We start from the raw sequence: 12,623 nt of genomic DNA on the forward strand, positions 1-12,623 counted from the left end.
CGCCGCCATGCCCCCTTCCCCCCACCGCCTCAGTCGGCGCCAGGCCCTTCAGCTGGTGGAAACCGCCTACATGGCTGCCGCCACCGCCCTGCTCTGGGCAGGCCTCTATTACCTGCCGGTGGGGGGCGCCCTGTTCCGCCTGGCTCTCCCCCTGCCGATCGCCCTGCTGCTGCTCCGCCAGGGCTGGCGCTGCGGCTGGGAAGGGATGGTGGTGGCCTCCCTGCTGCTGGTGGCTTTGATGGGCCCGATCCGCGGGCCGCTGGTGCTCTTCCCCTACGGAGCGCTGGCGCTCTGGCTCGGCTGGGGTTGGCGCAGCAACTGGAGCTGGTGGCTCACCTGGGGCGTGGGGCTGGTGATCGGTGCGGGCGGCTTCCTGGTGCGGGTCACCGTGCTGTCGGTGCTGGTGGGCGAAAACCTGTGGGTGTTGATCACGGCCGCCGCCGCCGGGCTGCTGGAGCGCATTAGCGCCCTGCTGAACCTGGGTGGTGGCCCCGACCTGCTGCAGGTGCAGGCCCTGGCCCTGGGGTTGGTGGTGGTTCAGAACCTGATCTACGTGCTGGCCTTGCACGCGGTGGCCTACTGGATCTTTCCCCGGTTGCAGGCGCCGATCCCCGAACCGCCCGAAGCCCTGCGGGCCCTGGTGGCCCTTGACCCTCTCTGAGCTGGTGGTCGACCCATGCGCGTGCCAGCAGGCCCGGGCTGAGACAGCGGCCTGCAGGCCTGCAGTGAGGCGCTTACCTGGAGGCCCATGGTGTTGAGGCCCTTGCCTGGAGGCCCACCGTGCTGCAGCTGACGGGCGACGCTGCTCAAGCCGATCGCTGGACCATGCAGATGACCGCCGGCTGGCAGGACGCGCTGGTGCTGCTGCTGCTGGCCGGCACCGACACTGCCGCCGTGCCGGGCATCTCCGCAGCCGGAGCCACCCCGGACTCCCGTCGCCGCACGGCCGCCGCCGATGCTGAACTGCTGCTGCTGGGCCCTGGCACAGCCCGGCCCCATGCCCTGCCCCCCCTGCCGGCGGGCGTCAGTCCGGCGCTGATCTCCCATGTGGTGATGCAGGGGCTGCAGCTCACGCCCCTGGTGGTCGACCTGGGCTGTCCAGTGGCACCGGCGGTGCCCCACATCTGCCTGGGGCAGCAGCCAGCGCTCTGCCTCAGCAGCGGCCGTGCCATGGGCGAAGAGCGGGTGCGGGCACTGCTGGCGCTGGGGCGCCGCTGGGCGCAGAGCTGGCAGGAGCGTTGGCGGACGGCCCCGCAGCTCCCGCCGCTGGTGCTGGCCGAATGCGTGCCGGGCGGCACCAGCACCGCCCAGGCGGTGCTCACCGGTCTGGGCGTGGCGGCCGGCGGGCTGGTGAGCGGAAGCCTGCGCAGCCCAGCCCACGACCTCAAGGCTGCCCTGGTGGACCAGGGGCTGCGGGCAGCGGGCCTGGCCGGAGCCAGCGCCGGGGAACCAGATCCCGTGCGGGTAGTGGCAGCGGTGGGGGACCCGATGCAACCGCTGGCGGCGGGGGTGCTGCTGGCGGCGGCCGAAGGAAGCTGGCCGGTGCTGCTGGCCGGTGGCAGCCAGATGGCGGCGGTGCTGGCCCTGGCCCTGGCCCTGGCCGATGCACCGCTGCGGGGCCGACTGGTGGCGGCAACGGCCCTGGGCACTACCGGCTGGGTGGCGCGGGAACGCAGCAGCGATCTGGCGCTGCTGCTGCAGCGCGTGGCAGACCGCTGGCAAGTGGCGGCACCGGCCAGCTTCGCCACGGAGCTTTGCTTCAGCAACTGCCGCAGCCCGGCCCTGCAGGACTACGAGCGCGGGTATGTCAAGGAAGGGGTGGGCGCCGGCGGCCTGGCGCTGCTGTGGGAGTGGAGCGGCCGCAGCCCCGCCGACCTGGCTGCCGACTGCGACCGGGCCCAGGAGCGCCTGATCGCCTCCCTCTAGGGTCCAACCATGCAGGAACGCCCTCCCCTTCCCGCCCGCTTCAGCCGCCGCCACCTGCTGCAGGCCGGCGTTCTGGTCGGCAGCGGCTGGCTGGCGGGTTGCGCCCGTGGCGCGTCCTCTTCAGCCACCCTCCTGTACAGCCGCGGCCAGCTGCCCGCCGCCTGGGGCAAGCAGCTTCCCTCCCCGTGGCGAGGCAAGGCGCTGGAGGGCCCCGAGGCGGTGCTCGCGCAGCACAGCGATGCCGATCTGCTGCAGCTCTCCGATGGCTGGCTCGGCGCCCTGAAAGCTGACGCCCTGCAGCCGTTCAGCGCCAGCAGCACCGCTACTGCCATGTTCGAGCAGCTGGCTCCGTTCAGCGCGGCGGTGCGCGATGGGTTCCGGAATCCTGTGGCGGCGCCCGAAGACTCCGCCGCAGCGGCGGCAGCGGCGCCGATCGCCTATCCGTGGGCCTTCGGCACCTGGGTGCTGGTGCTACGCAACCGCACCGACCTGAGCCGCCGCAGCGCAGAGGGCTGGAACCTGCTGCTCGATCCGAGCCTGCACCGTCAGCTCGTGCTTCCCTCCAGCCCCCGCGTCGTGATCGAGCTGGCGCTGCGCACCCTCAGCCCCGGCGCCACTGCCGCCGGCGTTGATCGCCTGGCAGCGGCGGCGTTGCCCGGCCAGCTCAAGCGCCTGCGGGAGCAGGCCCTCGCCTTCGACGAGAAGAATGGCCTCAACCTGCTGCTGAGCGGCGATGCCGAGGCGGCCGTGTTGCCCAGCCAGCGGGTGCTGCCACTGCTGCGCAGCGATGCCAGGCTCACCGCCCTGTTGCCGGCCAGCGGCTCACCACTCTGGTGGAACCTCTTGCTGCGGCCGCGCCGCAGCCGTGAACCAGCTCCGCTCGCCTGGATCGCCCGCTGCATGGAGCGGCCCACGCTCGATCGCCTGCTGGCGGCCGGCTGGGTGCCGCCAGTGAAGCGCCAGCTGCTGCAGGCCGCCCTGGCGTCATGGCCCGAGCACGTGGCGCGCCTCCTCTACCCCGACGATTCGGTGCTCGCGCGCTGCACCAGCCTGCCGCCGCTGAGCAGCGCCGAACGGCAGCGTTACCAGAGCCTCTGGGACGCAGCCGCCTGAGCCGGCAGGCCCACCCCCCTGCCCTTCAGCCCCACAGCCGCCGCCGTGGTGGCGCGGCGAGGAGTTGATGGGTGGCCGCCAGCAGGTCCGGGATCGGCAGGCCGTGGGGACAGCGGGGCAGGCAGACTCCGCACTGCTGGCAGGCGGAGGCATCGAGCGCCTCCCACCAGTGGCCGGCCCTGCCGATCAGGTTGTAGCGCTCGCTGGCGAAGGGGGTCATGCCATGACCGAGAGCCAGGTTGCGCAGGCGCAGCAGCGCCGGAATCGGCACCCCGCTCGGGCAGGGCAGGCAAGCGCGGCACTGGCCGCAGGCCCCCTCCCCCAGACGACCACGGCCCGCCTCCGCCAGCCGTGCCAGCGCCGCCTGCTCTGCTGCGCTGAGCGGTCCATCGGCGCCGGCCAGGGCCACGGCCCAAGCGAGATCCTCCGGCCGGGCGGCGCCGAGGGTGAGCGTGGACACACCGGCGGCCAGCAGAAAGCGATAAGCGAGCTGCAAAGGCGCGAAGGGCGCGCAGTCCTCCACCAGCTCGGGGGGTGGGTCGTACAGCCGCCCCCCCTTGTCGGCGGGGGAGATTGCCATCACGCCAATGCCGGCGGCGAGGGCCTGGCGGGCCAGGGGCAGGCGCTCCTGATCGAACAGATGCAGATGCAGGCTGCAGAAGCCGAAACGGCCACTGGCCAGGGCCCGCTCGATCAGATCTGTGCTGCCGTGGCTGCTGAACCCCACCTGCCCCACCAGCCCTTCGGCCTGCGCCCAGCGGAGCAGGGCGGCCCCATCCCCCTGCAGGGCCCACTCGAGATGCTCCGGCCGGTTGATACCGTGCACCGCCAGGTTGTCGAGACGGGCCAGCCCCAGCCGCTGCAGCGAGGCCCGCAGCTGGACCTGGCCTGTGGCCAGATCCACCCCCGGCAGGAGCTTGCTGGTGAGCAACAGCCGCTCCCTCGGGATGGCGAGCTGCCGCAGGGCGGCGCCCAGGTGGGCCTCCGCCGGGCCGTAGGCGGGGGCGGTTTCCAGGTGGTTGATGCCCGCCACCAGAGCCGCTTCCACCACTGCGCCCATCTGGGCGGCCGAATCGACCGCGCGCATGGTGCCGAGGGTGAACAGCGAAACGGCCGGGCCCCGTCCGAAGGGGCGGCGGCAGGCTTCAGCTGGGAACACCGTCAGGCCCGCTGGGCTTGGGTCCGCTGCCTGCGGGGCCGGCCGGCCCCATGCCTGGAACGGTCGGAGGGGGGTCGGTGCCACCGCCGCTTTCGCCATAGCCCTCCTGCTGGGCACGGCGCACGTTGCGGATCAGCTCCGCCGGGCTCACCTGATCCAGGAAGCGGCGGAAATCCTCCTGGTCCTCGGCGTCGGCTTCGGCATCCACGGGGATCGAGGCTTCGGCCACCACCTCCTCCAGCATCCAGATGCCGCTGCCGGTACGCAGTGCCAGGGCAATGGCATCACTGGGCCGGCAATCCAGCTCACTGGGCTCCCCTTCGTTGTCGGTGAGCTTCAACACAGCCCGGAAGGTGTTGTCTTCGATCGTGTGGATGATCACCCGCTCCAGCTGCACGCCTCCCACCGCCATCAGGTTGGCCATCAGGTCATGGCTGAGCGGGCGGGGCGGTTGGTGATCACCCATGCCGGCCAGGATGTTCTGGGCCTGGGATTGGTCGATCCAGATCGGCACCTGACGCCGGCCGTTCGGGTCCCTGAGCAACACGATCGGACTCCGGCTGGCCGCGTCCAGGGCGATCCCGGCCACACACATTTCCACCATGGTTGTGCCACGCACGCCCGATATCCGATTATGGCCAGGCCTGCGAGACCGCGAATGTTCACCGGTCTGGTCCGGGCCGTGGGGCAGCTCAGGCGCCACCCCCGGGGGGTGCTGGTGGAAGGCGTGGAGCACCTGCAGCCCCTGGCCCTCGGCGACAGCATCGCGGTCGATGGGGTGTGCCTGACGATCTCCGAGCTGCACCCCGACGGCCGCAGCTTTCGCGCCGACGTCAGCGACGAGACCCTGAGCCGCAGCACCCTGGCGGCCAAGGCGGCGGTGGGCGCGGCCGTGAATCTGGAGCCGGCCCTGCGGCTGAGCGACCGGCTCGGCGGTCACCTGGTGAGCGGCCATGTGGACGGCCTGGGCGAGGTGGTGGGCGTGGCCCGACAGGGGGAGTCCTGGCGACTGGAGCTGCGCTGGCTGGATCCCAGCTACGGCCGCTATGTCTGCGACAAGGCGAGTGTGGGCATCGATGGCATCAGCCTCACCGTGGCGGGCTGCAGCCCCCAGGGGGAACGCTTCTGGATGGCGGTGATTCCCCACACCTGGGAGGTCACCACCTTGAAGCTGCGGCGTGTGGGTGACCGGGTGAACCTCGAAGCCGATCTGCTCGCCAAGTACACCGAGCGGCTGCTGGCGGCCGGCGCAGCGTCGCCCGCCGCCACGGCTGGCCGCAGCCCGCAGCTGGAGCGCGACTGGCTGGCGCAGCACGGCTGGGGCTGACTCCGCCACCGCCTTCATCGGGCTCCCCCGCCGCGGGCTGCCCTGGGAACCCGGCCTAGGGTTGAAGAGACCGCGCCGAGGGCGGCGGCTCGGTTCTCCCCGCACGCCCTTGCGAGCCATGGCGCCTCAAGACACAGCCGCTGCTGAAGCGCCTGGGGGCCTGACGCCCCGGTTCGACCCCCGCCGCATCGCCGCGCTGCGCAGCTTCACGCTGGCGGAAGGGGTGCTGATGATCGTGCTGGGGGTGCTGGCGCTGATCTTTCCAGTGGTGGCCTCCTTGTGGGTCACCGCGATCGTGGCGGTGGCCTTCCTGGTGGGGGGAATCGTGAGCTGGATCGACAACCTGGCCCGGTCGCCACACCTGAGCCGCTCGCACACCTTCTGGCGGCTGGTGGTGTCCACCCTGTTCGTGGTGACGGGCGCCTGGATGATCCAGCAGTTCCGCGCCGGTTTTCCCAGTGCCGCCGCCCAGGTGGCGGCCTTTGCGCTGGCGATCGGCGTGGTGTTCGTGATCGAAGGCCTGGTGGCGATCCTGGTGGCACTGGCGCACCGGGCTGCCCGCGGCTGGGGTTGGGGCCTGGCCAATGGGGCCGTCACCCTGCTGCTCGGCGTGCTGATCCTGACGATGAAGTTCTGGAATCAGCTGTCGGTGATCGGTGTGCTGGTGGGAGTGAGCTTCCTGTTCAGCGGCATCGATCTGATCGGCTTCAGCACCAGCTTTCACGCCCAGCCTGCGGATGGCCTTCCCGCAGACAGAAAGCCTGCCGATGGCAGGCCTGCAGACGGTCAGGAATCCTGAAGCCAAGCGCGCGGCTCAGGCCGGCGGCCGAGTGCGGCTCACCCCTGACGGCCGACGTGCACGGCCCGGCTCAGGCCGAGGCCTCCTCCTGCAGTGGCAGCAGCCAGATGGAGCCGGTTTCCTGATGGATCTGGATCCTGAATTCCTGCCCGGGGGTGAGCCCCATGCGGCGGGTGTAGGCGTTGCCGATCAGCAGGTTGCCGTTGCCATGCACGCGGGTGCGGAACTCGGCCTGTCGCCCTCTGGCGGCCGCGTGGGCAGCGGAATCACTGGAAATTCTGTAGCCCTTCGCATCCACCAGGGCCTTGTAGAAGCTCTTCTTCAGCAAACGGCCGGCAGGGGAGACATAGCCGCAGCCACGGGCGATCTCGTCTTCGGAGCGGCTGCTGAGCGAACGGGCCTTCTCGAGCAGAGCATCGCCAACCAGCATCGGGGGTCTGCCGTTGGAGCTGAGGCTCGGCGTGACTTGATAGTTCAAGATGAACGGGCCTGACAGACAACAATTCTGCCGATTGGATTGGTGATCCGGCAAGGGCCGATTACAGCAGATAGAGAATTCCGAAGAGAATCAACCAGATCACGTCGACGAAATGCCAGTAGAGCTCCGCAGCCGCCAGGCCGAAGTGCTCGCTGGGGGTGAAGCGGCCGGGCTGCCGCGCCTGCCACCAAACAATCATGATCATCAGGGCCCCCAGACACACGTGCAGGCCGTGAAACCCGGTGAGCGCGTAGAAGGTGCTGGCGTAGAGGTTGTCGGTGAGGCCGAAAGGCAGGGAGAAATACTCCACCATCTGCCCGCCGAGAAAGGCGAAGCCCAGGCTCGCCGTCACCAGCAGCCACCAGCGGCAGCGGCCCATGCGCTCCTGCTTCAGCTCGGAGGCCGCGCGGTGGAAGGTGAAGCTGCTCAGCACCAGCAGGGCGGTGTTGATCGTGGGCAGGATCAGCTCCAGCTCATACACCGCACCGGCCGGCAGCGGATTGACAGCCCGAAAGGTGAGATAAGCGGCGAAGAAGCCGGCGAAGGTCATGCCATCGGCCAGCAGGAAGGTGGCCAGCCCGAACATGCGGTAATCGCCGTGCCCCTCTTCAAGAACCGGTGCTGCAGCTCCAGCAACGGCCGGCAGCGAATCGGTGCTGGGGGAGAGGATGGTCATCGGGGAAAAGGCGTGGGGGCGGTGGCCGTAACGGATGGGAGGGGAAAAACGGAGATGAGCAGCTGGAGATCAGTGAACAGGAGGCGGGCTGGGGATCAAAGGCAGCTGGTCGGTGAGGGCTACAGCCACCGGTGACCGGGATGAACGTGAGCCGGGGGAAGGCGGGCCGGTCCTGTGCGGCAGAAGCGTGAACTGGTCATCCATCAGCTGCCTGAGGTCCAGAGTTCCCTGCCAGACGCTCCCTTCAGATCAATCTGCCCTTCGGGAACGCCATAGCCGTAGGGATGGGTGACAAGGGGGGCCGGACCCTTCCAGTTCTCCACCGGGGGCGGCGAGCTGGTGAGCCACTCGGGGGTGAGTGCGTTCCAGGGGTTGTCGCCGGCCACGGGACCACGGAAGGCGCTCCAGATCACGTTGATCAGCAGGGGCAGGGTGCTGATCGCCATCAGCAGAGCCCCCACACTGCTGATCTGATTCACGAGGGTGAACTGGGGGTCGTATTCAGCGACGCGGCGGGGCATGCCGTTCAGGCCCAGCCAGTGCTGGGGCGCAAAACAGAGGTTGAAGCCCACGAAGGTGAGCAGGAAATGCAGCCGGCCCAGATCTTCATTGAGCATGCGGCCAGTGAACTTCGGATACCAGTGGTAGAGAGAGGCAAACACTACGAACACCGTGCCGCCATAGACGATGTAATGGAAGTGGGCCACCACGAAGTAGGTGTCGTGGACGTGGATATCAAAGGGAACCTGGGCCAGGGCCACCCCGGTGATGCCCCCGAACACGAAGTGAACGATGAAAGCACAGGAGAACAGCATGGCGCTGTTGAGGGCGATCTTGCCGCCCCACAGGGTGGCCAGCCAGTTGAAGAACTTGATGCCGGTTGGCACGGCGATGAAGGCCGTGGCGATCGTGAAGAACAGGCGCATCCAGGGCGGTGTTGCACTGGTGAACATGTGGTGAGCCCACACGATCAGTCCGAGAAACACGATGCCTAGGATCGAATACACCATGGTGGTGTAGCCGAACAGGGGCTTGCGGGCATGAACCGGCAGAATCTCACTGACCAGGCCAAAAGCCGGCAGCACCATGATGTAAACGGCCGGGTGTGAATAGAACCAGAAGAGATGCTGGTACACCACCGCATTGCCGCCCAGGGCGGGATTGAAGAAGCCAGTGTGGGCGAGGATGTCGAAGCTGAGGAGCACCAAGGTTCCGGCCAGCACCGGCGTGGCCAGCACCACCAGAAAGCTGGTGCCGAGCATGGCCCAGCAGTACATCGGCAGCTGCATCATCTTCAGGCCGGGCCGGCGCATCTTCAGCACGGTGGCAATGAAGTTGATGCCGCCGAAGATTGAGCTGCCCCCCAGCAACAGCACACTCAGAATCCACACCACCTGCCCGGCTGCCGGAGTGGTGAGGCTCAGGGGTGGATAAGCCGTCCAACCTGATTGAGAGGCGCCGGCAATGAAGTAGCTGGCGATCAGCAGGATGCCCGCGGGGGGGATCAACCAGAAGGCCACCGCGTTGAGCCGAGGGAAGGCCATGTCCCTGGCGCCCACATAAAAGGGGATGAGGTAATTGCCGAAGGCCCCGTTCACGACAGGCACGATCCAGAGGAAGATCATCACCGTGCCGTGCAGGGTGAGCACCTCGTTGTAAGTGTCCCGCTGAAGAAAGTCCGACATCGGACTGACCAGCTCAATGCGGATCATGCCGGCCAAGGCGCCGCCGATGAAATAGAAGAGGAATCCTGTGACCAGGTACTGGAGACCGATCACCTTGTGATCCAGGCTGAAACTCAGATACCGAAGCCAACCCTCGGGCTGGAGGCTCGGCGGAGCTGAGCTGGTGGTGGGCGGCAGGGCCAGGGTCATCGGACGAGGGAGCGCGTGGAGGGGAAGCGGAAGACGGGTGAGCTGGGGAGAAGCCAGAAAGGAGGGGATTCAGCGTCAGCAGGTAAAGGGAGGAGCCGGAAGCCTGGGGGCTGAACCGGGGTGGCGCCAGCGCTCAACCGGTCGCTGATGGCCCCGGCACGGCACTGGCCACGGTGGCAGGACGGTTCTGATCCAGCCAGGCGTCAAAGGCATCGGGCTCATGCACCACCACGGTGGAGCGCATGCCGCCGTGATAAGGGCCGCACAACTCGGCGCACACGATCGGATAGCTGCCAGCGCGGGTAGGCGTGAAGGTGAGGATCGTGGGTTGGCCTGGAATCACGTCCTGCTTGAGGCGGAATTCCGGCACCCAGAAGGCATGGATCACATCACGGGCCTCCATGCGTAACTCCACCTGTTGCCCCTCTTTCACATGCAGCTCGCCGCTGATGAAATCACCCTGGGGATAGTGGAACAGAAAGGCGAACTGAAGGGCGGTGACGTCAACGGGCAAGGCGCCGCTGCTGCTGCCGGGCGAACCACCGATGCCGCCCCAGGTGCGAGCCTCCACGCCTTCTGCCGCAGAAGGCACGTTCGCCGCCATCACCATGCCCGGTGGCATCGGATCGCTGGAGGCAGGCGAGGCGGTTTGCATCGCCATGCCGCTGTGCATGGCGTGGGGGTCGCTGAGAGGAATCATCCCGCCCATGCGGTCATAGATGTCGTAGCTGTAGATGCCCACAAACAGGACCACCACGGCGGGAACGGCCGTCCAGAAGATCTCAAGCTGGAGATTTCCTTCCACCGCGACCCCATCGCCGAGATCGCCGTCCTTGCGGCGAAAACGAATCAAGCTATACAGAAGTAGTCCGAGAATACCGAGGAAAAGTATGGTTCCAATCACGAACAGCACGGTGAAGAGCTGGTCGTAGAGGGGGGCGTTGGAGCTGGCGGCAACCGGCAGCAGGTTGACGTTCTGACCAACCCAGAGGCCAACGAGGACAAGCAGCATCCCCACCACCAGGGTGACGATGGTTGAAGGAATCGGCACGGAGCAAGCCAGGCTTTCACCACCCTATGGGGAGCCGCCACAGGGGCGCTTGGCCAACGTGAGAACAGCGAAACAAACGCAATGAGGCGTCAGGAATTCAACACAGACCCCCACTGTTGCGACTCCACCACACCGGGTCTCGAAGCTTCAGAAGTGATGGCTAACTTGATCGCCATGAGGCGAAGTTTGCTCTTTCTCACTTCTCACCTGGTCGTAGCCCTGGTGGCCCTGGTGGCGATCGGAGGCGCCACCAGGGTGATGGAGGCCGGTTTGGCCTGCCCTGACTGGCCACTTTGTTATGGCAGCTTTCTGCCGGGCGGACGCATGAACCTCCAGGTGTTTCTGGAGTGGTTTCACCGCCTTGATGCCTTTCTGGTGGGGATGGCTCTGCTGGTGCTCGCTGGCTGGAGCGTGCTGCGGCGCCTGGCGCTGCCGGCGTGGCTTCCCTGGGCCAGCGGCGCCGCGCTGCTGCTGGTTGCCGTTCAGGGCCTGCTGGGCGCGCTCACCGTCACCCAGTTGCTTCGATTCGATGTGGTGACGGCCCATCTCGGCACCGCCCTGGTGCTGGTGGCCCTGCTCAGCGGCGTCCACCAGGGCCTGATCCCCAAGCCCTCCTTCCCGGGGGCCAACCCCATCACGGTCGGCACAGCCGTCACCCCTCCTGCTCTCCTCTTCGTCCGCGCTGCAGGTGCGGCCACGGCGATGGCCGCTCTGGCGGTGTTTGCTCAGGCGATTTCCGGAGCGCTCATGGCCACCCAGTGGGCCTCAGGCCGTTGCCTCAGCAGCGGCGAAGCCTGCAGCCTCCTGGCCACCCACCGCCAGTTGGCGGCGCCGGTGGCACTGGTGGTGGTGCTTTGCTGCAGCGTCACCCTGCTCACGCCTGCCACCCGCCGGCGCAGCTGGCCCTTTGCCCTCGGTGGGGTTCTGCTTGTCGTTGTGCAGGTGATGCTCGGGGTGCTCACCCTGCGTCTGTCGCTCGCCGTCCCGCTCATCACGGTCGGGCACCAGATCACGGCCGCCCTGCTGCTGGGTCTGCTCACTGCCCTGGCGGTGCGCAACTGGAGCCTGGCCCCAGCCCAGCCTGCGGCGGTCCAAACGCTTCGTTCTTCCACCCTGGAGAGTTGTCATGGTTAGCGCCACCGCAGGGAGCGGCGCCTCCCCCACGCTCCCCCGCAGTGAGGCCGTTCCCTCCCGCGCCAAGGTCAAACTGCCGGCCTGGCTGGAGATCGCCAAGCCGCGGCTGATCCCGCTGCTGCTGGCCACAACCCTCGGCGGCATGGCCCTGTCGGAGGGTTGGCCGCTGCCGGCCCCGCGCCTGGCCTGCACGCTGGGCGGTGGTGCCCTGGCCGCTGCCGCTGCCGGCGTTCTCAATTGCCTCTGGGAGCAGGACCTCGATGGCCGCATGGTCCGGACCAGCGGCCGGGCCCTGCCCTCCGGCCGACTCTCTCCCGCCACTGCCTTCTCGGTGGCTGTCTCGCTCACGTGCGTGGCGGCCGCCCTGCTGGTGAGCGGCGTGAACTGCCTGGCCGCCGGGCTCTCCCTGCTGGGTCTCTGCAGCTATGTGCTGCTCTATACCGCCCTGCTCAAGCCGCGCACCTCCCAGAACATCGTGATCGGCGGCGTGGCCGGGGCCATCCCTCCCCTGGTGGGCGCCGCGGCCGCCACCGGCCACCTGGGCCTGAGCAGCTGGTGGCTGTTCAGCCTGGTGATGCTCTGGACCCCCGCGCATTTCTGGGCCCTGGCCCTGCTGCTGCGCGAGGACTACCGCTCTGTGGGCATCCCGATGCTGCCGGTGGTCAAGGGCTCCCAGGTCACCGCTGAAGCGATCGTGCACTACGCCCGCGCCACGGTGCTGGTGAGTGCCCTCGGCGTCGTGGCCCTGCCCAGTGGAGGGCTGCTCTATGGCCTGCTGCTGCTGCCCTTCAACAGCCGCCTGTTGCAGATGGGCCGGTCCCTGGCAGCCTCACCCGACGACCCTGTGCGGGCCAAGGGCCTGTTCCGTTGGTCGATCCTTTACTTGTTCGGCATCTGCCTGCTGCTGCTGATCTGCCGGCTACCGGCTGCGGCTGCCTTCTCTCATCAGGCCGGTGACCTGATCGGCTGGGCGACCGGTATGGACGGGCTGCCTGTGTTCAACGGCCTGCGCGGGTTCGCACCCCTGGGATTTCCGCAGCTGAGCGGCTTGCCGCTCCTGAATGTTGTAGGCAGCCGCTGATCCTC

General features: G+C 68.1%; 13 protein-coding genes. 7 read left to right on the top strand and 6 right to left on the bottom strand.

The features are described 5' to 3' along the window. The first annotated feature begins 7 nt into the window (after positions 1-7). The 3 genes from KQ303_RS01025 (at position 8) to KQ303_RS01035 (ending at position 3,039) form a co-directional block, all read left to right on the top strand. Positions 8-661: a DUF2232 domain-containing protein gene (locus KQ303_RS01025; RefSeq protein ID WP_255099777.1), complete on the top strand. Its 654-nt coding sequence runs from the start codon at positions 8-10 to the stop codon at positions 659-661. Positions 662-780: 119 nt separating this feature from the next. Further along, positions 781-1,926: a nicotinate mononucleotide-dependent phosphoribosyltransferase CobT gene (gene cobT / locus KQ303_RS01030; RefSeq protein ID WP_259728798.1), complete on the top strand. Its 1,146-nt coding sequence runs from the start codon at positions 781-783 to the stop codon at positions 1,924-1,926. A 9-nt stretch (positions 1,927-1,935) separates the two neighbouring features. Further along, on the top strand, positions 1,936-3,039 hold the full coding sequence (locus KQ303_RS01035; RefSeq protein ID WP_259728799.1) for a hypothetical protein: 1,104 nt from the start codon (positions 1,936-1,938) through the stop codon (positions 3,037-3,039). A 25-nt stretch (positions 3,040-3,064) separates the two neighbouring features. Here the strand turns inward: KQ303_RS01035 and KQ303_RS01040 are convergent, their stop codons facing one another. Further along, entirely contained in the window at positions 3,065-4,126 is a 1,062-nt protein-coding gene (locus tag KQ303_RS01040; protein ID WP_259728800.1) for an aldo/keto reductase, read from the bottom strand. A 58-nt stretch (positions 4,127-4,184) separates the two neighbouring features. After that, the gene (locus KQ303_RS01045) at positions 4,185-4,802 is read right to left on the bottom strand and encodes a bifunctional nuclease family protein (RefSeq protein WP_259728914.1); all 618 of its coding nucleotides are present in this window, start codon (positions 4,800-4,802) and stop codon (positions 4,185-4,187) included. Positions 4,803-4,856: 54 nt separating this feature from the next. Between KQ303_RS01045 and KQ303_RS01050 the strand changes: the two genes are divergently transcribed. After that, entirely contained in the window at positions 4,857-5,525 is a 669-nt protein-coding gene (locus KQ303_RS01050) for a riboflavin synthase (RefSeq protein ID WP_259728801.1), read from the top strand. A gap of 118 nt (positions 5,526-5,643) precedes the next feature. Next, positions 5,644-6,324 (top strand): HdeD family acid-resistance protein, encoded by a 681-nt coding sequence (locus KQ303_RS01055; RefSeq protein WP_399232536.1) that lies wholly within the window; start codon positions 5,644-5,646, stop codon positions 6,322-6,324. A gap of 70 nt (positions 6,325-6,394) precedes the next feature. On the opposite strand, the gene KQ303_RS01060 is transcribed toward KQ303_RS01055, so the two are convergent. From KQ303_RS01060 to KQ303_RS01075, 4 genes are all read right to left on the bottom strand, one after another. Continuing rightward, complete coding sequence (locus tag KQ303_RS01060) at positions 6,395-6,754, bottom strand: AbrB family transcriptional regulator (protein ID WP_259728802.1); 360 nt, start codon at positions 6,752-6,754, stop codon at positions 6,395-6,397. 109 nt (positions 6,755-6,863) lie between these two features. After that, on the bottom strand, positions 6,864-7,478 hold the full coding sequence (locus tag KQ303_RS01065; RefSeq protein ID WP_399220083.1) for a cytochrome c oxidase subunit 3: 615 nt from the start codon (positions 7,476-7,478) through the stop codon (positions 6,864-6,866). 203 nt (positions 7,479-7,681) lie between these two features. Beyond that, a complete protein-coding gene (ctaD, locus tag KQ303_RS01070; protein WP_094510305.1) occupies positions 7,682-9,352 on the bottom strand; it encodes a cytochrome c oxidase subunit I in 1,671 nt (556 codons plus the stop codon). A 133-nt stretch (positions 9,353-9,485) separates the two neighbouring features. After that, positions 9,486-10,403 (bottom strand): cytochrome c oxidase subunit II, encoded by a 918-nt coding sequence (locus tag KQ303_RS01075; RefSeq protein ID WP_259728803.1) that lies wholly within the window; start codon positions 10,401-10,403, stop codon positions 9,486-9,488. Between the two features lie 174 nt (positions 10,404-10,577). Here KQ303_RS01075 and KQ303_RS01080 point away from each other — a divergent pair, with 174 nt between their 5' ends. After that, complete coding sequence (locus KQ303_RS01080; protein ID WP_259728804.1) at positions 10,578-11,537, top strand: heme A synthase; 960 nt, start codon at positions 10,578-10,580, stop codon at positions 11,535-11,537. Then, positions 11,530-12,618 (top strand): heme o synthase, encoded by a 1,089-nt coding sequence (locus tag KQ303_RS01085; RefSeq protein WP_259728805.1) that lies wholly within the window; start codon positions 11,530-11,532, stop codon positions 12,616-12,618. The genes KQ303_RS01080 and KQ303_RS01085 overlap by 8 nt, the downstream gene beginning before the upstream one ends. Positions 12,619-12,623 lie beyond the last annotated feature (5 nt).

It is taken from the genome of Synechococcus sp. CS-1333 (genome assembly GCF_025128015.1).
Lineage (GTDB): Bacteria > Cyanobacteriota > Cyanobacteriia > PCC-6307 > Cyanobiaceae > MW101C3.